This is a genomic window from Marinobacter sp. LV10R520-4, from assembly GCF_002563815.1.
Lineage (GTDB): Bacteria > Pseudomonadota > Gammaproteobacteria > Pseudomonadales > Oleiphilaceae > Marinobacter.
In genome coordinates this window covers 477409-498364 of record NZ_PDJM01000001.1, presented here as the reverse complement: position 1 = coordinate 498364, position 20956 = coordinate 477409, and the positions used below count along the sequence as shown (strand labels likewise).

Genomic DNA, 20956 nt, shown 5'->3' with positions numbered 1-20956 from the left:
CTTGCGAGCTTAAAACAGCACGCGGCAACGAATGGTGCCTTTCACTTCCAGCAGTTTTTCCAGCGCCAGTTCACCGTAGGCTTTGTCGACGTCGATCACCACGTAGCCAATGTCGTCCTTGGTTTGCAGGTACTGACCGCAGACGTTGATGCCATTAGTGGAGAACACTTGGTTGATTTCTGACATCACGCCCGGCACGTTTTCGTGAATGTGCAGCAGCCGATGCTGGTTCGGGTGCGAGGGCAGGGCCACTTCGGGGAAGTTTACTGACGATACAGAGGTACCGTTGTCGCTGTACATGGACAGCTTTTCAGCGACTTCACGACCGATATTTTCCTGGGCTTCTATGGTAGAGCCACCCACGTGGGGGGTGAGAATTACGTTGTCGAATTCGCGCAGCGGTGAGATAAACTCTTCGCTGTTGGATTTTGGTTCAACCGGGAAAACGTCGACGGCAGCGCCCAGCAACTTGCCGCTGCGCAGGGAGTCAGCCAGGGCGTCAATATCGACCACGGTGCCGCGGGATGCGTTCATCAGAATAGAACCCGGCTTCATTTGCGCCAGTTGCTCGGCTTTGAACATATACTTGGTGGCTGCGGTTTCCGGTACGTGCAGGCTCACCACATCACACAGGTTTAGCAGTTCCTGCATGGAACCCACTTGCGTGGCGTTACCGATGGAGAGTTTGGATACAACATCGTAAAAGTACACTTCCATGCCCAAGCCTTCGGCCAGCACACTGAACTGGGTGCCGATGTTGCCATAGCCAATAATGCCCAGCTTCTTGCCGCGGATTTCATAGCTGTGTTTGGCTGATTTCAGCCATTCGCCACGGTGGGCCTTGGCGTTCTTTTCCGGCACGCCGCGCAGCAAAAAAATGGCTTGCGCCAACACCAGTTCGGCGACCGAGCGGGTGTTTGAGAAGGGCGCATTAAACACCGCCACACCGCGGCGCGTGGCTGCCTGCAGGTCTACCTGATTGGTACCAATGCAGAAGCAACCCACCGCCACCAGTTTCTTGGCGGCTTCGAATACGGCCTCTGTCAGCTGCGTGCGCGATCGGAGGCCGACAAAATGGGCGTCAGCGATTTTCTCGATCAGCTCGTCTTCAGCCAACGAGTGCGACAGGGACTCAATGTTGGTGTAACCGGCGGCGTGCAGAGAATCGAGTGCAGATTGATGCACGCCTTCCAGCAACAGAATTCGGATCTTGCTTTTTTTCAGAGACATATTGGACATGGGCTTACTTTCCAACTTTTTGTCGCGTTTAACCACCCGTGGCCAGGCATCTCAGCTTTACATCGCATGGGCTGGCTCACAGAACAGGGGCGGCATGATAACATATTCCTTGGCGTTGGCAGCGTGCCAGGCATCCCCGTTTTTATGCGGACCTGGCGTTGCTAGCCGGTCTCGTTTTGACCCTGCCGCCCTATTTTAAGACACACTTGCGCGAGAACCCAGCCTGATGACACCTGAACAAACCATTGCCGCCCTGAAGCAACTGATGGCCCAGGGCGACGCCCCGGGCAAAGTGCTGACAGATCCGACTGATCTTGCCACCTACGGCACCGACTGGACCCGGATATACACCCCGAACCCGGTCGCTATTGTGTTGCCAAAAACCACCGAACAGGTGCAAGCGTTGGTTCAGTTCGCCAATCAAAACAAAGTTGCTTTGGTGCCTTCGGGCGGTCGTACCGGCTTGAGCGCCGGCGCCGTAGCCGCCAACGGTGAAGTGGTGGTGGCGTTTGACAACATGAACCAGATTTTGGACTTCAACGCCAGCGACCGCACCGTGCGTTGCCAGGCCGGCGTTATTACTGAACAGCTGCAGAATTTTGCCGAAGAAAACGGCCTCTATTACCCGGTGGACTTTGCGTCCGCCGGCTCCAGCCAGCTGGGCGGTAACCTGTCCACCAACGCCGGTGGCATCAAAGTTATCCGCTACGGCATGAGCCGCGATTGGGTTGCCGGCCTGAAAGTTGTCACGGGTAAAGGCGATGTGCTGGACTTGAACAAAGACCTGGAAAAGAACAACACCGGCTACGACCTGCGCCACTTGTTCATCGGTGCTGAAGGCACCCTGGGTTTTATTACCGAAGCCACCATGAAGCTGTCACGCCAGCCCGACAACCTGACCGTGTTGGTGCTGGGCCTGAACGACCTGGGCAGCACCATGGACGTGTTGAATACCTTCCGCAGCAAGCTGGACTTAACCGCCTACGAATTTTTCTCACACCAGGCGATGAATCACGTGCTGGCCCATGGCCAGGTAAAAGCGCCGTTTGACACCGAAGCGCCTTACTACGCGCTGCTGGAATTCGAAGCGGTGTCTGACCAGGTGATGGAACAAGCCATGGAGCTGTTCGAGCAGTGCATGGAAAACGGCTGGGTGCTCGACGGCGTGATCAGCCAAAGCGAAACCCAGGCCCAGAACCTGTGGCTGCTACGTGAGCGCATCTCCGAATCCATCGCCCCGCGCATCCCCTACAAAAACGACATTTCTGTGGTGGTATCCCGAGTGCCGGGCTTTCTGGAAGAAATCAACCAGGTGGTCAGCGACCACTATCCGGATTTTGAAATTATCTGGTTTGGTCACATCGGCGACGGCAACCTGCACCTGAACATCCTCAAACCTGAGGACATGGCGAAAGAAGACTTCTTCGAAAAGTGCCAGCAGGTTAACAAGTGGGTGTTTGAAATCGTCGAAAGATACCAAGGCAGCGTGTCCGCCGAACACGGCGTGGGCATGACCAAAAAAGCTTACCTACAGTACACCCGCAGCGAAGTTGAAATTGCGTATCTGAGAGGCATCAAGCAGGTTTTTGACCCTAACGGCATCATCAATCCGGGTAAAATCTTCGACTGATAAGGCTAGCGCGGACATGAAGCGACACATCGTAGTACTCACCGGCGCTGGCATCAGCGCCGAAAGTGGCCTGGCCACCTTCCGTGACAACGACGGGCTGTGGGAAAAACACAACGTACACGACGTAGCCACCCCCGAAGCCTTTCAGCGCGACCCGGCGCTGGTGCTTCGCTTCTACAACGAACGCCGCCGCCAACTGGCCAACACCCAACCCAACCGCGCTCACCGCTTGCTGGCGGAGCTTGAGCTCCGTTATCAGGTGACCATAGTCACCCAGAACGTAGACGACCTGCACGAACGCGGTGGTTCTACCCAGGTGTTACATCTGCATGGCGAACTCACCAAAGCTCGCAGCAGCAAGAAACCCCAAATCATCCACAACATCGGCTACCGTGATATCAGCCTGGGTGAGCGCAGCCAGGACGGCAGCCAGCTGCGCCCCCACATCGTCTGGTTTGGCGAAGAAGTCCCGATGCTGGAAGCCGCTATAGAAATAGTCCGCAGCGCCGACGACCTGCTCATAGTGGGCACATCCCTACAAGTTTACCCAGCCGCCGGCCTGGTTCACGAAGTAGAACTCGACGTGCCCATAACCGTCATCGACCCGGCCACCCCCGCAGGAAGAGTCTCCCGCGCCCGGTTTATCCAAAAAAGCGCAGTGGAAGGTGTAGCAGAATGGGTAAACAGTTTTATGCGGTAAACAAAGACGTATAGCCAGCTAGGGAGCCTTTGAACAACTCCTGGATTTCTCTGAAAGCCCCGAAGAGCGCTCTCTGAAGGCTTCATCTGCGGCGTTGCGACTCTTGCCAAGGACTTAGGCCATTGGCGGCGAGCCGCGCCTTGCCTCTACAGTCTTCAGTTCGCGGAGAGACGATTCAGGAGTTATTCAGAGGCTCCTTAGATACTTAAGCGACATTTGCATCCGAAACCTCCGCCCCAGGCGTATCTTTTCCGCTTTTGCTGACGAAGAAACAGGGCCCCTCAACGGCGGGCGTCCTCTATTAAAGAAACCCCCTTTGAAGCGTTTTGCACTCACACTGCTGTTGTTTAATGGCCTGTTGCTGGCGTTGCTGCTACCACGTTATCCATGGATTCCCTGGGCTGCCGCCGAGTCATTAATGGTATGTGCGGTGTTCAGCCTATTGTTGCCATCCCTCCTCACGCGGGCACTGGCCGGCGTAGTGGGTGCGTTATATGCTTTGCTGGCATTATTTACGCTAAGCGATCCGCTGGTTCGCCAAAGTCTCGGACGGGGGTTCAACCTTTACCCGAAATTATGCGTGGTCGGCTCAGTGATCGATCTGATGCAAAGTAACCTCGGCGTTGGCCTTTCATTGCCGATCCTGATAATTCCGTTAATAGCGTTTGGCGGCCTGGGCCTCTGGGTTAGCCAACTGCTGCACCGGCTCGGTAGCGGCGTGCCCGTAAGTTTTAGCAAGGCAATGCTTGCCGCCGGGTCGCTGATAGTGGCGGTGTCATTCCTGCCCCAGTTGGTGGTGGATCTCAGCGCCGCCCAGCTGACAGCCGATCAGGCACAGCTCGCTCTGAACCCCCGTCGCTCAACGGCAGAATTCAGCCAGCGCCTGGCGGACGACCCGGCGGCAGGAAAACCTTCACCGCTATCGAGGTTTACAGACACTGATGTAGTTTTCGGCTTTATCGAACCTTACGGTATCTCTGCTCTTGCGGATGTTCGCTTTCAACCCCCTATTGGCCCGCGCCTCGACAAAATGGAGGCTGTGGTTCGCGCAGCGGGCCGACGCATAGTTTCTGGCCGTTTGCGATCGCCATTGCAAGGCGGGCAATCCTGGCTGGCTCACGCCACGTTGTTAAGCGGCCAGAGGGCCGGGCAATAGGTTACAACCGCATATACGAAGCCACCACCATGAAGTACCAGGGGCCCGCGTTTAACTGGGTAACCATGCCGGATCAGTACACCTAGTCCCGGTTTCAGCAACGAGTTCGTGAAGAAACCGCTGCGTCGGTGTTTGCAGAAATAGCCCTGACCAGCAGCCACTCAGTCTGGGTGCCTATTTTGCCGGTGCTGGATGATTGGAGGCGTGTAGGCAATGGCACGGCGTTCACTCAATGGAAAGGTGCCGGTGAGGAACCTGCCAGCCTGTTGCGAGAGCCTGATAGTGCTCGCGAACACTACGCCCTTGCCATTAATTACGCCCTGAATGTAGCAACTGGATATGTGACACGCCATGTGGACGAGAATACTCTGCTGGTGCCGCAGGGCGATCATCAGGCAGCGCCGCTGGTGACCGGCGAAGGCGCCAACCGAGATGTAATCGTTCACGTCATTAGCGGCAATCCAGAGTTACTTGCGCCGTTTCTGGCTGCCAAAGACAGCGGGCGCGGTTTTCCCGGTTTCCAACCGAACGGGGTGTATAGCCAGATCTGGGTCGTGCTGGCCCCAGCATGGCGAGCTTTCGCCCTTTCCTGCTCAGAGAATTCAGCCGCTTGCCCTTTCTCACCGAAGTGGCCTCCACAGAGGCTATTGAACGTTAAGGGGAACCGAGGCAGTGCGGCGAACCAACAGCTTAGTGGTGGGATTGGAAGGCCCGGAGCTTGCGCTTCAGGCCTTTTTTTATTCGGAACATACACAGTTCCCCGTAATCGCTTAAATTCTTTTTTATTGCACTGAGATATTACAATATTTTACAATTTTATGGTGGTAATTAGCTGTTTTTACGCTAGTTTTGTGTGAAAATTATTTAGACGGTGCGTGATTACGGCACTTCCTCGATTGCAAGCCCCTACTACTTCACGTCGATGAGTATAAGTTTCAATCTGCTGGCCTTAAAGCCGTGTACTGTGATCAAGAAACGTAAAGCTGGGGCTCTCCCCCCCCACTACCCAAATCATCGTGCTGGTTTTAATAAGGCAGTGGAAGATACAAGACATATTATAGAAACATGCCTCTGACTTTTCAGTGAGCTCAACATTAAGTGCTGCTCACCGACATCAATAACAGATATATCAAAACCTCAGCAATCCAGAAAATGGAGAATTAAAATGACTGAAACCGTGTCTACTGAAAACCGTGACCTATTAAATGTGAGCAATTCCTGGAAAACAAGGTTTAAAATTTTACAAAAAATTGGCGCGGATAAACAGTTTGTCTATAAAGCCATGAGTTCTAAAGAATATAAAGAGCTTAGCTTTAAAGAGAAAAGCAAGATATCTTTCAATATCCTGGCTTTTTTGTTTGGCCCTCTTTACTACTTTAGTAAAAAAATGTGGGTCAAAGGTGCTGCAATCGTCGGTGCGACATGGGTACTGGCAGTTTTGCTAACCCTTGTTGAAGCCGCTATTGGCACTGCATTACCGGCTGTGCTTTATTGGATTCCATCAGCCGTAATTTGCGCTCAGCTAGCCAACTATGATTACTTTCGAAAAGTAATGCATGATGAAAAGATGTGGCATGGCTCTCCAAAAATACTGTCGAAGCCAGCAGGAGCAATTGGATTTCCGCTAGTGGCTTTGATTTTTTTGTTTGGAGCGTCAACATTTGGTCCCACCTATGTCGAAGAAACAAGAAGTCAGACGCTGGCGGACGTTAGCGGTGTTTGGCGTGGCAATACGGATGGAGCAATGATTACAATTTCTTTGGCCGAAAAAACAAAAGACCTAAATATAAACGGTACGCGAATACCCGTTACCGTTCAGTCCGTGGATCAAGAGAATCATGTTGTTACCCTTGGTGTAGACTTAGCCAATGGGCAACAAGCTTCTTGGGCATTACGCCAATTATTTGATCAAGAAAGACGCTTTACACTGCAAATGACGCTTCATGACGGGACGCAAGACGGTCTCTCGTTTGTAAGAGATTTATAAGCATTTGATAGGCGCAATAACTCGGATTGCCCAAAGCTGCGGCGCGGCTTTAGGCAATCCGTTATGCAAAAAGTTATACGCCACTGGAATACGGGTTGGCTCGCTATCCTTCATTCAGCACCTTGGAATGATCAATAAATTCCCAGAAAAATAACCTTTCCCGGCATTTTCTAACATGCCGTTAACTGCCTGGAAAACACCGGGCTAGTCACCAAAAAAATCGCAGTCTCAGGAAGTGCGGAACGCCGACACTCGGTCTTTCATTTCTGTTGCCAGGCGCGCAAGTGATTCGCTTGCTGTGGAGGATTGCTAGACGCCGGAGAGTGTAGGCTCTGACCTCTCAATAATTTTGGTGATATTGCCATTGACCTGCTCGGAAGTGATGGATTGTTGCTCTGCTTCGCGGGCGATTTGCTCCCCCATTCGGGTAATACGGTCAATCGCGTCACCAATATCGTTGAGTGACTGAGCGGCCTTATCGCTTGCCACTCGATTTTCTTCCACTTGCTGCAACCACTGCCTTCATAACCGCGGCGGTTTGCTGACTTTCCGTCACTAGGCTTTCAATAAGCTCGCGTATTTCAGAGGTGGATGTCTGGATTCGTTGCGCCAGAGACCGCACTTTATCCGCGACAACTGAAAACCCTCTGCCGTTTACTCCCGCCCTGGATCTATACGGTTAACCCCTAATCAGCAAACTCTGCCAAATACGCCCGCAACTCATTACCAAAAGCCGCCTGAACTCCCAACCGCTTCATCATCCAATAATGCCCCGCAATCATCCGGTCAATAAAGATACTCTCCACCGGTGGCTTGAAAGAATCCAGATACTTAAACACCGTACTGGTTTTGGCCGCCACATCCTTATGCAGCCGCGCCTGACCAAAATCGTAGGGCAGTTCAGACTCAAACGGCACCACCAGAATATCTCGCCACATGGCGTAATAGGCCTCATCAATCGCCGGTTGGCTCTCCACCCGCGCACCCAAATCAATCAAATACTGGTCCAACGCCTTATAATCCTGGTCTAAAGCAGCCGTTACAGCATTGCGGTAAGCCCTTACAATCTCTGGTTTCAGCTTTTTTACACAGCCAAAATCGTACATCACGATAGTGCCGTCCGGCCGGTAAGCAAAGTTACCGGCGTGTGGGTCACCGTGAATGCACTGAAAACGAAACAGTTGATCGGCCATCGCCGTAAAAATGCGGTGGCCGATCAGATTGATGGTGTCCTGGTTGTAACGCTCCGGGGTGATATCGCCTACGTGGTCGCCTTCTTCCAGCTCCAGAGTCATTACATGGCGGGTTGAATGGCTGCGCACCACCGCCGGAATAACCACCCAGGGATCGTTGCGATGAAACTCTCGGAACACATCAAGATTGCGGGCCTCGTTGTCGTAATCCAGCTCTTCGTGCAAACGCTCGCGGATCTCGCCGAACAGCTGGTCTACCGATTCCTTGGGCATTTTTAGCAGGCCGCCCAGCTTCAAAGCAAGGCGCAGCTGTTTAAGGTCCGAATCGCAAGATTCATCAACACCTGGATACTGCACCTTCACAATTACGTCGGTGCCATCGTGCATCCGCGCTCGATGTACCTGGCCTATCGAAGCTGCCGCATAAGGGGCTTCCTGCAAATACTCGTAAAGCTCGTGCACCGGTTTGCCCAAAGCAGTTTCAATTTGCTGGCGAATCACCTCGAAGGGCATGGGCGGCGCTTCTTTTTGAAGCTTTTGCAGGGCGTCAGAAAATTCACGGGGTAGAAAGTCTTGGGTCTGCGAGGCTATCTGGCCCACCTTCATGGCGGCGCCTTTCATTTCCCCCAGAGTGTCGGTAATACGCGCCGCCATACGGCTGTAGCTCTCACTGCGAGCGCCTTCGTCGTTTTCACTGCTGAAAAAACTGCGCGCCTTTTGGCCAGCGAATTGTCCGGCCACGGAGGCAGTCATACCTGCGAGTTTGAAGAAACGACCACTGCGGGTGGTAACCGGTTTTTTTGCCATACCAGATATACGCTCCTAACCAAAAAACGATTCAGCGTCGTCACGTTAAACTACGCTTGAGGCTGTTGTCTAAATCACTCTGGTCGACACCGACAGGCGATCTTCCAGGGTCAGTTGCAGAATTTGTCCGGATTGCAGTGGCCCGACACCTTTGGGCGTGCCCGTCAGTATTACATCCCCGGGTAACAGAGAGAACTGTGTACTGATGTGGGCAATCAGGGGCACCACCGGAAACAGCATGTCGGCGGTGTCGCCACTTTGCTGGCGCTCGCCGTTTATATCCAGACTGAAGTGCAGGCGGCGCTGGTCCAGATCGCTGGCGGGTACGAACGGCGTGAGTGGGCAGGCGCGATCAAAACCTTTAGCCCGTTCCCAGGGCTGCCCCTGCTCTTTTAGCCGGCTTTGCAGGTCACGCAGGGTTAAATCCAGCGCCAGGCCATAACCCAGTATCGCCGCTTCTGCATCGCTGGCGGAGGCGTTGGTCAGGGGCTTGCCAATCAACACTGCTAATTCGGTTTCAAAATGCACAGCGCCTTGATCCCGCGGGAAGTCCAGAGGTCTGGTCAGGTGTACGGCGGCGGTGGCGGGCTTTATGAACAACAGAGGTTCGGTCGGGACCGGGTTGTTTAGTTCTTTGGCGTGTTCTGCATAGTTACGGCCGATGCAGACAATTTTGCCAAGGGGCAAATGAATAGGAGTGGCGTCGTGCCAATGGTGCTGATAATTCACGATAGTGTCCTCCGAAATCTGCGTAAATGCAGGAAATTAATTAAGAACAGCGCCCTCACAGCTCTTATAATCAACTTACTGCATTCGTTCAGGTTTGAGGGCGGCTTATTCCCCCTCGAATGAGCATACAGTATAAACCGCTAAGTCTTCGGCCCGCAGCTTGTCGGAACCGCCCAGGTCGGGCAGGTCGATCATCGCCGCTACTTCTACAATCTCTGCGCCAATCCGCCGAATCAGCCGGGAGGCGGCTAGCATGGTGCCGCCAGTGGCTATCAGGTCGTCTACCAGAACCACTTTGTCGCCGGGTTTGAGGGCGTCTTTGTGCAGTTCCACCGAGGCGGTGCCGTATTCCAGCTCGTAGTCTTCCACCAAAGTGTCAAACGGCAGCTTGCCTTTCTTGCGAATCAACACCAGCGAGGCGTTCAGTTCATACGCCAGCGCAGAGCCAATGATAAAGCCACGGGCGTCTACTGCAGCGATCGCGTCTATATGCTGGTCGTGGTAGCGGTGTACAAAGGCATCAATCAGCTTACGAAACGCGGTTTTGTTCTGCAGCACCGTGGTGATATCGCGAAAAGTGACACCAGGTTTCGGCCAGTCCGGAACCGTACGGATAGCCTGCTTGATGCTTTGGGAAAAGTAATCCATGAAACGTCTGCCTTGCGCCGGAATGCCGTGATAGTGCCGCTTACGCGACATCCAGGAAAATGAATTTAAGAATAAACACCAGAGCGATAACAACCACGCTCAGATTGAGATCAGACCAACGACCGCTCAGGGCTTTCAGTACCGCGTAGGTGATAAAGCCCAGGGCGATGCCGTTAGCAATCGAGAACGTCAGCGGCATCATCAGCGCGGTGACAACTGCTGGTGCGGCATCGGTCACGTCGTCCCAGTCGATCAGCTTCAGGCCACTGGCCATTAGCACGGCCACATACAACAGCGCCGGAGCGGTGGCGTAGGCGGGAATGATGCTGGCAATGGGTGCCAGTACCAGGCACGCGGCAAACAGGCCGGCGACAACTACCGCTGTTAGGCCGGTGCGGCCACCCGCGGCGATACCGGCGGTGGATTCCACATAGCTGGTGGTGGTTGATGTGCCCAGAACAGCACCCGACATGGTGGCCACGGAGTCTGACATAAGCGCGCGTCCCAGGCGTGGCAGTTTGCCATTTTTGTCCAGCAGGCCGCCACGCTGCGCGGCGCCGATTAAGGTGCCAGAGGTGTCAAACAGGTCAACAAACAGAAAAGCAAAAATAACGCTGATCATACCAACGTTAAACGCGCCGGCCAGGTCTAGCTGCATAAAAGTGGGGGCCAGGCTGGGCGGTGCTGAAAACAGGCCGTTGTACTCAATCATGCCGGTAGCCAGCGCTACCAGGGTAACGGCAATAATGCCGATCATCACCGCGCCGGTAACGCGGCGGAACGACAGCGCGCAAATCAGAATGAAGCCGCCAAAAAACAGCAGGCTCTCGGGCGCTTTAATGTCGCCCATGCCCACCAGGGTGGCAGGGTTGTCGACCACGATTCCGGCGTTTTCAAGAGCAATCAGCGCCAGAAAGAAGCCAATGCCTGCAGAGATTCCAAAGCGCAATGACAGTGGTATAGAGTTAATGATCCACTCACGTACCTTGAAAACACTCAATGCGAAGAACAGCAAGCCCGACATAAACACGGCGCCAAGAGCCACTTGCCAGGTGTAACCCATGCTGCCCACCACGGTGAACGCGAAAAATGCGTTCAGGCCCATGCCCGGTGCCAGGGCAATCGGGTAGTTGGCCCACAGGCCCATAATCAGCGTCCCAACAACGGCTGCCAGGCAGGTGGCTACAAACACCGCGCCAAAATCCATACCGGTGGACGACAAAATACTGGGGTTAACCACGATCACATAGGCCATGGTCAAAAAGGTGGTAATACCGGCAACGACTTCCTTACGGACGTTGGTGCCGTGGGCCTGGAGTTTAAACAATCGTTCAAGCATGACGGGGGTCTGCCTCACAGATGCTGGGATTTCGGGAGTCGGTCTGATTGGAAAAATCGGGCTGCTTAAAAAACGGCAATGTTAACGCCTGACGGCTCTCAGGCCAAGGGATGATTGACGTCAGACGTTAGATCAGAATGCGGCTTTTTTGCGTTTAGCGGGTACGGCTTCACGAATTGCTTGTGGTTTTTGCCTGGCCTTCGGGCATGTATGCCAGCGCCAGCAGGTGCTGGCAGAAAGCCGGTAGCAGATTCATCAGCGCTGGATAAATCTGACAAACGGTGTTGACTGTGGTGCCCTGCTGGACGAATGCGGGCAACCAGTTCATCAACTCGCGCTCGACAAAGGTCTGAATGGCGATAAGTTTTTGCGTTTGTTCGGCGCTGGCCGTGTGTTCGGTTAGCTGGTCGAATTGCTCGCCCAGATAGTCCAGCATCACTGCAAGGTGATCAGAAGGTTCGCCAAAGCCCGGTTTTACCGCCTGCTTGTTGGCGGCCAGTCGTTGCTGCATCTGTTCCTGGGCCTTACTGAAAAAGTTGCCGCCAGGTGAGGTGTAAACCGACGCGTAGGGCAGGGCGCTGCTGCGTTTGTCCATCAGAAACATGGCAGCAAAATCGGCCGCCAGCTCAAGCCTTGGGTGAGCCATTAGGTTCAGACCGTTGAAGGCATCGCGAAACCGAGCGGCTGGCTCGGCCAGCTCCGGTATTTCGCTCAGCACATCAATAATGGCATCACCCTCGCCCTGTTGATACGCCAGTATCTGTGCCTCGGTCAGCTCTGCTGCAAACAGCGTCGCGAACCATTGGCACAAAGCCGCATGGCGCCAATCCGGCGCCTGCAGTGTAGTGACCGGTTCGGTGACCGGTTCGGTGACTGGTGCGGTGGTCATACCTCGACCTCAATCGGGCCACCAAAGGCGGTTACCGCCGGCGCTTTGCCGGTGAACTTCTCCATCTGCGCCAGACACGTATTGGCGCTTACGGCCTGAGACAGTCGCGAGGTGCCTATGTCCATGGTCAGGGTATTGGGATCACCGTAGGTGTCCAGGGAACCAATGCTGGCGTCTTCCGGGGCGTACCAAGCGCCCTCCTGAATACGAATAACGCCCGGTGGAAAGTCGTCCGATACCACCGCACCGGCCAGCAGCTGGCCACGATCGTTGAACACCCGCACCAGGTCGCCATCGGCGATGCCGCGGGCTTTGGCGTCTTCCGGGCCCATAAACACCGGCTCACGGCCCTGAACCGTGTAGGTGGCGCGAAATTCTTCAGATTCGCACATCTGCGAGTGCAGGCGGTTGTCCGGGTGTACGGATTGTAGCCACAGGGGAAACTTGTCGGAGCCCGGACCGCCGTGGGACCTTTCGGTTTTTTCGATCCAGCTGGGGTAAGCCTTGCAGTCATCGTAGTCATAACGGCCGATCTTGCGGCTGCTGATTTCAATAAATCCGGAAGGGGTACCCAGTGCGTTCAGTTCCGGATCTTTGCGGAAATCAGCGTGGCGCACCCAGGATTCGCCATTGCCAAATTCGAAATAACCGGCTTCCCAGAATTCATCAAACTCCGGCATGTTGAAACCGCCTTCCTGGGGTCTCGCCGCACTGCTCTTATTGTTGTCGTCGCGACAGGCGTTGTACAAACTGCGCAGCCATTGACCTTCGTCCATAGTGCGACTGTATTCATCGTGGCGATCAAAGCGACGGCACAATTCGGTAAAGATTTCGAAGTCGGTGCGCGAATGGAACAGCGGGTCGACCAGCTTGTGCATGGCCAGCAGGCCACGATTGCTGTAGGAGCCGTAGATGTCGATGTCGTTGCGCTCAAACTGGGTACAGGCAGGCAGCACCAAGTCTGAGAAGCGACAGGTGGCGTTCCAGGTGAAGTCGATGGTAACGGCGGTTTCCAGGTTTTGGTACGCCTTTTTCATCCGGTTGCGGTCCTGGTGGCGATGCCAGGGATTGCAGCCGCTGAAGACCACCATACGGATATCCGGATAGGTTATTTCACCGCCGTTGTATTCTAACTTTTCGCCTGGCGCCAAGATGCTGTCAATCCAGCGCGCAATCGGGATTGTGCTACTGGCGCCTTTGTAATCTGTACTGGCGTGTTTGGGTTCTTTGCCGGCATCGATGTTGCGGGGGAATGCACCCGGCGCGCTGGCACCGGAGGCTGGTACACCAATCGAGCTGTAGTGGTGGGCGTAGCTGATTCCGCCACCGGGCAGGCCAATCTGGCCTAGCATGGCGGCGACAACGGCGCCCATCCAGTAAGGCTGTTCACCGTGCTGCTGGCGCTGAATGGCCCAGCCAAAAATCAGTTGGGTACGGTCTGAAGCCAACAGGCGGGCAAATTCACGAATCTGGTCTTCTTTCACGCCACAAATGGCAGCGGCCCAGGCCGGGGTTTTCTCCACCTTGTCGTCGGTTTCACCCATCACATAGTCGATAAAGTCTTTGAAACCCAAAGCGTAGGTTTCAATAAACGTCTTGTCGTAAAGCTCTTCGGTGTAAAGGGTGTGAGCAATGGCCAGCATGAACGGCACGTCGGCCATCGGATTCACGTAGAGCTGTTCACATTGCAGGAACTTTTGGGTTTTGGTGCGCACCGGGTCCACGCTGATAACGCGAATACTGCCGTCTGCCACTTTCTGCTTGAGCTGTTCCAGATAAGCGTAAGACTCGTGGGTTTCGCAGTTCCAGCCCACCTGCAGGTTTTTGACCGGGTCATTGGCCCACAGAATAATGGTTTTGCTGTTGTCCAGAATCACCGGCCAGGATGTACCCTGGCTGTACACTTCGGTTGACCCCAGTATGTAAGGCAGAATGCCCTGAGCGGCTCCGGTGGAGTAGTCACCAATGGTTGCTACCCTGTTGCCATGCATGCCCAGGGCGCGTTCCATGTGGTTGCCGCAGCTGTGCACCTGGCCAGTTTGGCGCCAGCCGGTAGAGGAGTGCAGGCCGGACGGGCCGTGGGTTTTCTGTACCCGCTCCAATTCCTCGTAAAACAGATCCAGAGCTTCGTCCCAGGTCAGGCGCACAAAGCGGTTGTCGCCGCGCTGGGTGCGGTCGCTGTTTTCACGGTTTTTAAGCCAGTCCAGGCGCGCCATGGGGTAACGGATGCGTGACGGATTATAAATAATGCCCAGCACGCCTTTGATCATGTCGGTGGGGTGTTGGTCCTGTTCAAAGGGTTTGATCTCGGCTACTTTCCCGCCTTTTACCAGCGCCTTGATAGCACCGAAGTGGGAGCCTGTGATCTTCCAGCTGCCTTCTGCGGACACGGCGGCTTGGGCGGCCTGCATAAGCAGGCCGGGGCCGATCATGGCTCCGGCAGAAACCGAAGCAAGTCCTTGCATAAACTGTCTGCGTGTAATTGCCATGTTTGCCTCGGGGGTTAGTGTGCGTTTTCAGCAAAGTTTGAGGAGTGCAGCTGCAGATACTTCAGCACCAGAGCCTGGGTTTCGGCGTTCATGTTGGTGGAGCCGACCATACCGGCAAACATGGCAGGCCAAGTGTTGGCGTCAAAATGCGCCGGGTCGGGTTCGCCATGGCAAACGCTGCAGCCTTCGGAATAGGTGTCGCCGGCGTAGCCCCACAGAGCGTCGCGGCTCGGCAGGAAGCCGCCTTTTTTCACCCACAAGGTGATGTCGGCTTCCTGCCAGCCCAGGCCGGTCAAATCGTCTACCCTGCTGTTGCCTTCAATAAAGCGGGTGTCGTCGGTGGCTACGTCTTTTTCAAGCACTGCGCTGGCTACGTTCAGGCCAAAGTCTTCATACATAACCCGACCAAAACCTTTTTGCTTGCGCCAGGCTGATATCTGAATCTCCACGGCATCGTTCTGGGTGTTGAGTACTTTTACCGCCGAAGCCGGTTCCAGTGAGCCCGCCAACTGCTGCATTTGCGGATCGCTGTACAGATCAACGGATTTGACGGTGTAATAGGTTTCGCCGTTGCTCAGACTCTCGCCGCTGGCCTGGTTCATCAGGCGCGCCAGAGCGGGGTCCAGGCTGGTGTTCATCTGCTTGGGCAGCTGGTGGGCAATACCCTTGTGGCAGTCAAGGCAACTCTGATTGCGCTCGGTGGCCGGCAGGATTATGAACGTAACAAAGAGTACAATCTGCCATTCCAGCGCTTTGCTGGTGGCTTCATCGCCTTTTTCGTCGTTGTTCCTGGCAAGGGATGACTCGCGCATGGCAGGCTCCAATTATTTCATGAATCTATGGTAATGTCATCCTCGCATAACCGGGGGATGTAGTTGATCCAAATCAGTTTCTCTAAGTTCCAGCCCGATTTAGGGAAGCCAAACGACCTTCACGTCATCAAAATAAATGAAGTTACCCACACACCCCGATTTTCGACACTCTGGCTTGACGTTATTAAACAGCCGTTGAACTTTGCTGCTGATTCTCTAAGCTAGGCCGCGGTCCACTATTTCCCATTCGGAGCTTTACCCCGCCCATGAGCGAGCAAACTTACAACGCCGATGCCATTGAAGTTTTAAGCGGTTTGGACCCGGTGCGAAAAAGGCCGGGGATGTACACCGACACCAGCCGCCCCAATCATCTTGCCCAGGAAGTAGTTGATAACAGCGTGGACGAGGCTCTGGCCGGCCACGCAAAACGTATTGATGTCGTGCTTTACAGCGACGGCTCACTGAGCGTGGAAGACGATGGCCGGGGCATGCCGGTGGATATGCACAAGGAAGAGGGCGTGCCAGGGGTAGAGCTGATTCTGTCGCGGCTACACGCCGGCGGTAAGTTTTCCGAGGGCAACTACAGTTTTTCCGGTGGCTTGCACGGGGTGGGTGTGTCGGTGGTCAACGCGCTGTCGACGCATCTGGAAGTGCTTATTCGGCGCAACGGTCAGGTACACCGGATGACGTTCGCCAACGGCGATAAAGTGACTGAGCTGGAGGTCGTTGACAGCTGCGGCAAGCGCAATACCGGTACCCGGCTTAAATTCACACCGGACACTAAATATTTTGACTCGGCCAATTTCTCGGTCAGCCGCCTGCGCCACAATCTACGCGCCAAGGCGGTTTTGTGTCCTGGGTTAACGGTGACCTTTAGCCAGGAAAAAACCGGCGAGAAAGACGAGTGGTGTTATCAAGACGGCCTGCGGGATTATTTGCGTATTTCCCTGGCGGGCAGCGAAGTGGTGCCTCTTGAGCCGTTTACTGGCAGTTTTTCTGGCAATACAGAAATCGTGGACTGGGCCATCCAGTGGTTGCCCGACGGCGGTGACGCCGTTGCCGAAAGCTACGTTAACCTTATTCCAACCGCCCAGGGCGGCACCCACGTCAACGGTCTGCGCACAGGCCTGCTAGAAGCCATGCGTGACTTTTGTGAGTTCCGCAGCCTGCTGCCCCGTGGTATCAAGTTGTCACCGGAGGATATCTGGGAGCGGGTGGTTTATGTGTTGTCATTCAAAATGCAGGAGCCGCAGTTTTCCGGTCAGACTAAAGAGCGCCTGTCATCGCGCCAGGCTGCCGCGTTTATTTCCGGTGTGGTGAAAGATGCCTTCAGTTTGTGGTTGAATCAGCACACCGACATCGCCGAAATACTGGCTGAGCTTTTTATCAGCAACGCCCAGCGCCGCCTGAAAGCGAGTAAAAAAGTAGCCCGTAAACGAATTACCTCGGGCCCTGCGCTACCGGGCAAGCTGGCGGATTGCTCGGGCAGTGACACCGCGCGCTCGGAACTGTTTCTGGTAGAGGGCGATTCCGCCGGTGGCTCGGCGAAGCAGGCCCGGGACCGCCAATTTCAGGCCGTTATGCCCTTAAAGGGCAAAATTCTGAATACCTGGGAAGTGGATTCCAGCGAAGTGCTGGCGTCGCAGGAAATTCACGACATCGCGGTGGCCATCGGGGTAGACCCGGGTTCAAACGAGCTGGCCGGTTTGCGCTACAACAAGGTCTGTATTCTGGCCGATGCCGACTCCGACGGGCTGCACATCGCCACGCTGCTTTGCGCGCTTTTTGTGAAGCACTTCCGGCCGGTGGTTGCCGCCGGCCACGTGTTTGTGGCTATGCCGCCGCTGTACCGGGTAGATCTTGGCAAGCAGACCTTCTACGCCCTGGATGAGTCGGAAAAGCAGGGCATTATCGACCGCCTGGCGGCAGAGAACAGCCGCGGAAAAGTGTCGGTCACGCGTTTTAAGGGCCTGGGTGAGATGAACCCGCTGCAGTTGCGCGAAACCACCATGGCGCCGGATACCCGCAGGTTGGTGATGCTGACCATTGCAGACGGTGACGACACCGACAGCTGTATGGACATGTTATTGGGTAAAAAGCGGGCGCCCGATCGGCGTGCCTGGCTGGAAGCTTACGGTAATATGGCGGATGTTCCGGTATAGGGCTGGTCATTATTTTACCTGATAACGAACACCAGGGTGCGATGAATATCGCAGAACGTATTCGATATGAAATTGAAAGCTTAAAAATTATATTTTCAGATCAAACAATAAACGTTACAGCAAGTCTTGGTGTGGCTAGCTTTATTCCAGATAGTAATAAAACTACCGATTTATTGATCGAACTAGCCGATAAAGCACTGAATCAAGCTAAAAATGAAGGCAGGAACTGCACGTGCAGTATTATTAATACCGCTTCTATCGTATAGATGCGTAATGCCATGATACTGATCGATCAATACGCCCCCTCTGCGCATTGACTCATTAATAAGCGTAACTATTCAGCTCATATCTGCCACGATCATTAAAATTGAGTCTCATCGGTATCCATAAACGCAGGGTTTTCCCCTGAAAGAGTAAAGCCAGCGCCTCTGTGGCTGACATCCCTTGCTTACGGCACGTTGACAGGTAACTGCGAACGCGACAAAAGATCTTCGCCCCCGCCATGGATCGAAAACAACCGGATATTTTCTGCTGCACTTTCGTCATGCGCAGGTCGTTCTCCCCCTGATTGTTGGTGAAGGGGACGTACTCGATATCCATGAAACGCAGAACGTCGTGCTCAAAGTTTCGTAACCTTTCCAGCAAGTTTCGGGCTTTTGATCGTTTTAGCCTGCCTCGTTTCCCTGCCTCTCGCTGGCTCTCATCGGGTGGTGGACATTCGCTATCTGCCTCTTCGAGACGTTGTCGATAGCGCTGTCGCCACCGTTCAGCATCAGTGGCTGGCAAGCGGCCACCGGCATCCGCTACCGTATTGTTCATATCGATCAGCAGGGCTTTCATCGCCTTGGCCCAGTGTTGACCGTCCTGCTCCCATGCCCTCTCCAGCTCTCGAAGAGGGTGCGCATTGCACAGGGAATGGGTGCACGCGTAACGGTAGTACGGCTTCCAATGATCGTGACACAACACTCCGTTGAAGAAGGGCAAGACGCTCATCTCGTCCATGGCCTCGGTGCCACGCTTGGTGTGGGGGTAGAGCAGCGTTAATGCGCTATTGGACGCGCAGTGCAACCAGTGGCGCTTCCCGTTTAGGTTGATGCCGGTCTCATCAACATGCATGAGATCAGACTTGGCGAGCTGAGCCTTCGCCCACTGCTCGAAATGGTCCAGCTTCTTGTAGGCCTCTTTGTTGAAATTGAAGACAGAGCCAGCACTGACCGGAATGCCCATCTGCTCCTGAAAGTGGTCACGGATTCGGTCATAAGGCAACAGCTGAAACTGCGACATATAGACCGCATTGGCCTTGATGCCGATGCCATACTGAACCGACCGATTGACCCTGTCCGGAAAGGCAGCAACAAATCGATTTCCCTGATCGTCTTTAATAACCTGTGCTCGGTATTCAGTCACGAATCGCGCGATATCAATATCGATGACCTGCCGTGTTTCATAACCGTCCTCTTGATACCGCCGTCCTTTTGGCAGAGAGCGTCGATCGACTTTCAGCGCTTTCACGGCATCAGGATCATCGACTGGCCGCAAGGTGGTTCCGATACGCCCCTTCTGTCCGCCAGGCTTGCTATTGCTGGAACCCTTTCTGGAAGATTTGTCACGGTTCGGATCCGTTGAGGGCGGCTTACGACTATTTTTACTATTGAGCGTCGTGCGGTTAAGCAGGAGCGCCACCAAAACGAGCAGCACTTCCAGAGCGGCCTTGAATGAAGGCGACAGGTCACGCTCTTTCTCAAGAAGGTTCTTGACGGAGGCGATTGCCGAATCAATGTCGATATTGTCTATTTTCAATGTCTACCCGCACCGGAATGGCTTTGTAAGACAGCCATTATCGCACGGGTTTTCAGGGCGACATTTTTGGCTCTGAGCGCTCTTATAAGGCGATTAAAAAACCGGGGCTGCCCCGTGATAGGCATCGGTCATTGAAGCCCTTCAATCGCTCTCATGTCGTCGCTTATGGCCTGTCTAGTAGCATCGGTGCGTATGCCAATAAGGTGAAGAGATTCAAGCAAAAACCCTGTCAAGAACTTTCACGGGTTTTTTGAGCTGAATAGTTACATCTGGCTTAAGAATCTTGTCGATAATTTCGCCACGGTCGGCCATTAGTAATCCGGCACTGTTAAGCAAAAGCTTTACACCGGGGGTATCTTCCATTGGAAGATCATCGAGCAAACTGTTCGGATCCCAGTTCCATGTGCCATTCGCCATATATCCGATTCCTTACTTGTGACGCTAATGCATGCGTGCAGTATGGCACCGATCCCCTTACCCACAGCCGAACTGAGCCACTTTTTTTGAAGCCCGCTCCAATTACGCATTCCACGGCAATAGTTGTTCAAGTTTCTGTGCTTGAGCAACTTTGCTCGCCGTGTTGAGGAAGATAAGAAATGAGCGGTTCGCCAAATTGATGATTTCTACCGAGCCAGGTAGGCCCGCCCGTTGCTGATTGCGGATGACATCGGTATAGAAGCGATCAACGTACTTGAACGAAGCTACCTTGCAATGTGAGCTCGTAGTCCATTTGCTGTGATGAGCCACCAGGCATGCGGGTCCGGGTATTGGCTATGATCGCTCGGCTGACTTCGGCCTCGCGAATATCATGGTCCATCAACCCGTTCTGCAGATCCATGCTGCCGGTACTGATGATGCCGAAGTCGGTGATGAAAGAACTGAAGAAATTGGTAACTTCCTGACCGACCACATCGTGGTCTTTGTGCCGATATTGTCCGCCAGACACGATCACTTCGATGCCGGAATTCCCTGAAAGCGCTGAGGCCACACTGAGGTTGTTGGTCAAAACCCGGAGTGATTGATGATGGATCAGCGCTTGCGCCACCAGTTCGATGGTACTGCCCACACCAAGGCTGACGGTGGCCGCTTCCGGAATATCAGCCGCGATGCGCTTAGCGATCTGCTGCTTGATCCGTAAATTGCGCACTTGGTTATCATCAATGGGATTTGCAGCAACGCTGGCAGGTAAGCTGACGCCACCGTAACGATGGCGCAAGAGGCCCTGTTCGCACAGCTTGTTGATGTCGTGACGCCAAAGCGCTGCGCAATGTCTTCAACTTCGACATGCTCCTGCTCATGCACCCATTCCAGAATGCTACGCTGCCGTTCTTTGGCGCCCATCAGACTAGATACTCGATCAGTTAACCCTCGTTGAT

Annotated in this window: 18 protein-coding genes and 3 pseudogenes; 6 read left to right on the top strand and 15 right to left on the bottom strand. The window is 54.2% G+C overall.

Going from position 1 to position 20956, the window contains the following annotated elements; genetic code table 11:
* Nucleotides 1–9: 9 nt before the first annotated feature.
* Entirely contained in the window at nucleotides 10–1239 is a 1230-nt protein-coding gene (gene serA, locus ATG98_RS02330; protein WP_098419325.1) for a phosphoglycerate dehydrogenase, read from the bottom strand.
* A gap of 226 nt (nucleotides 1240–1465) precedes the next feature.
* Between serA and ATG98_RS02325 the strand changes: the two genes are divergently transcribed.
* The 3 genes from ATG98_RS02325 (at nucleotide 1466) to ATG98_RS22145 (ending at nucleotide 4725) form a co-directional block, all read left to right on the top strand.
* Nucleotides 1466–2869 (top strand): FAD-binding oxidoreductase, encoded by a 1404-nt coding sequence (locus ATG98_RS02325; protein ID WP_098419324.1) that lies wholly within the window; start codon nucleotides 1466–1468, stop codon nucleotides 2867–2869.
* Between the two features lie 16 nt (nucleotides 2870–2885).
* Nucleotides 2886–3569 (top strand): SIR2 family NAD-dependent protein deacylase, encoded by a 684-nt coding sequence (locus ATG98_RS02320; protein ID WP_098422057.1) that lies wholly within the window; start codon nucleotides 2886–2888, stop codon nucleotides 3567–3569.
* 316 nt (nucleotides 3570–3885) lie between these two features.
* On the top strand, nucleotides 3886–4725 hold the full coding sequence (locus ATG98_RS22145) for a hypothetical protein (protein WP_228706000.1): 840 nt from the start codon (nucleotides 3886–3888) through the stop codon (nucleotides 4723–4725).
* Nucleotides 4726–4886: 161 nt separating this feature from the next.
* Here the strand turns inward: ATG98_RS22145 and ATG98_RS22140 are convergent, their stop codons facing one another.
* The gene (locus ATG98_RS22140; RefSeq protein ID WP_228705999.1) at nucleotides 4887–5171 is read right to left on the bottom strand and encodes a hypothetical protein; all 285 of its coding nucleotides are present in this window, start codon (nucleotides 5169–5171) and stop codon (nucleotides 4887–4889) included.
* Nucleotides 5172–5890: 719 nt separating this feature from the next.
* Here ATG98_RS22140 and ATG98_RS02310 point away from each other — a divergent pair.
* Nucleotides 5891–6712 carry a DUF2628 domain-containing protein gene (locus ATG98_RS02310; RefSeq protein WP_098422056.1) on the top strand — a complete coding sequence of 274 codons (822 nt, stop codon included), beginning with the start codon at nucleotides 5891–5893 and terminating at the stop codon, nucleotides 6710–6712.
* A 309-nt stretch (nucleotides 6713–7021) separates the two neighbouring features.
* Here the strand turns inward: ATG98_RS02310 and ATG98_RS02305 are convergent, their stop codons facing one another.
* The 9 genes and pseudogenes from ATG98_RS02305 to ATG98_RS02265 form a co-directional block, all read right to left on the bottom strand.
* Nucleotides 7022–7201 carry a hypothetical protein gene (locus ATG98_RS02305; protein ID WP_098419321.1) on the bottom strand — a complete coding sequence of 60 codons (180 nt, stop codon included), beginning with the start codon at nucleotides 7199–7201 and terminating at the stop codon, nucleotides 7022–7024.
* Nucleotides 7188–7370: pseudogene (locus ATG98_RS22905) on the bottom strand (methyl-accepting chemotaxis protein); the annotation flags it as partial. The gene ATG98_RS02305 and the pseudogene ATG98_RS22905, both read right to left, overlap by 14 nt.
* 28 nt (nucleotides 7371–7398) lie before the next feature.
* Nucleotides 7399–8712: an ABC1 kinase family protein gene (locus tag ATG98_RS02295; RefSeq protein ID WP_098419319.1), complete on the bottom strand. Its 1314-nt coding sequence runs from the start codon at nucleotides 8710–8712 to the stop codon at nucleotides 7399–7401.
* Nucleotides 8713–8781: 69 nt separating this feature from the next.
* A complete protein-coding gene (locus tag ATG98_RS02290) occupies nucleotides 8782–9441 on the bottom strand; it encodes a fumarylacetoacetate hydrolase family protein (protein WP_098422054.1) in 660 nt (219 codons plus the stop codon).
* 105 nt (nucleotides 9442–9546) lie between these two features.
* Entirely contained in the window at nucleotides 9547–10089 is a 543-nt protein-coding gene (locus tag ATG98_RS02285; protein WP_098419317.1) for an adenine phosphoribosyltransferase, read from the bottom strand.
* A 40-nt stretch (nucleotides 10090–10129) separates the two neighbouring features.
* Nucleotides 10130–11428 carry an NCS2 family permease gene (locus ATG98_RS02280; RefSeq protein ID WP_098419316.1) on the bottom strand — a complete coding sequence of 433 codons (1299 nt, stop codon included), beginning with the start codon at nucleotides 11426–11428 and terminating at the stop codon, nucleotides 10130–10132.
* A gap of 169 nt (nucleotides 11429–11597) precedes the next feature.
* Nucleotides 11598–12317, bottom strand: coding sequence for a molecular chaperone TorD (gene torD, locus ATG98_RS02275; protein WP_098422053.1), 720 nt, complete (start codon nucleotides 12315–12317; stop codon nucleotides 11598–11600).
* Complete coding sequence (gene torA, locus ATG98_RS02270) at nucleotides 12314–14806, bottom strand: trimethylamine-N-oxide reductase TorA (protein ID WP_098422052.1); 2493 nt, start codon at nucleotides 14804–14806, stop codon at nucleotides 12314–12316. Before torA ends, torD begins: the two co-directional genes overlap by 4 nt.
* A 14-nt stretch (nucleotides 14807–14820) precedes the next feature.
* The gene (locus ATG98_RS02265; RefSeq protein ID WP_098422051.1) at nucleotides 14821–15618 is read right to left on the bottom strand and encodes a hypothetical protein; all 798 of its coding nucleotides are present in this window, start codon (nucleotides 15616–15618) and stop codon (nucleotides 14821–14823) included.
* 266 nt (nucleotides 15619–15884) lie between these two features.
* On the opposite strand from ATG98_RS02265, the gene parE reads away from it, so the two are divergent.
* Both parE and ATG98_RS02255 read left to right on the top strand, forming a co-directional pair.
* Nucleotides 15885–17780 (top strand): DNA topoisomerase IV subunit B, encoded by a 1896-nt coding sequence (gene parE / locus ATG98_RS02260; protein WP_098422050.1) that lies wholly within the window; start codon nucleotides 15885–15887, stop codon nucleotides 17778–17780.
* A complete protein-coding gene (locus ATG98_RS02255) occupies nucleotides 17777–18046 on the top strand; it encodes a GGDEF domain-containing protein (protein WP_228706237.1) in 270 nt (89 codons plus the stop codon). The genes parE and ATG98_RS02255 overlap by 4 nt, the downstream gene beginning before the upstream one ends.
* A gap of 95 nt (nucleotides 18047–18141) precedes the next feature.
* On the opposite strand, the pseudogene tnpC reads toward ATG98_RS02255, so the two are convergent.
* From tnpC to ATG98_RS22130, 4 genes and pseudogenes are all read right to left on the bottom strand, one after another.
* Nucleotides 18142–19580: pseudogene (tnpC, locus tag ATG98_RS02250) on the bottom strand (IS66 family transposase).
* Between the two features lie 213 nt (nucleotides 19581–19793).
* Nucleotides 19794–19997 carry a hypothetical protein gene (locus ATG98_RS02245; protein ID WP_098422048.1) on the bottom strand — a complete coding sequence of 68 codons (204 nt, stop codon included), beginning with the start codon at nucleotides 19995–19997 and terminating at the stop codon, nucleotides 19794–19796.
* Nucleotides 19998–20262: 265 nt separating this feature from the next.
* The gene (locus ATG98_RS22135; RefSeq protein WP_228705998.1) at nucleotides 20263–20796 is read right to left on the bottom strand and encodes a DeoR/GlpR family DNA-binding transcription regulator; all 534 of its coding nucleotides are present in this window, start codon (nucleotides 20794–20796) and stop codon (nucleotides 20263–20265) included.
* A gap of 32 nt (nucleotides 20797–20828) precedes the next feature.
* Nucleotides 20829–20921: pseudogene (locus ATG98_RS22130) on the bottom strand (DeoR family transcriptional regulator); the annotation flags it as partial.
* Nucleotides 20922–20956 lie beyond the last annotated feature (35 nt).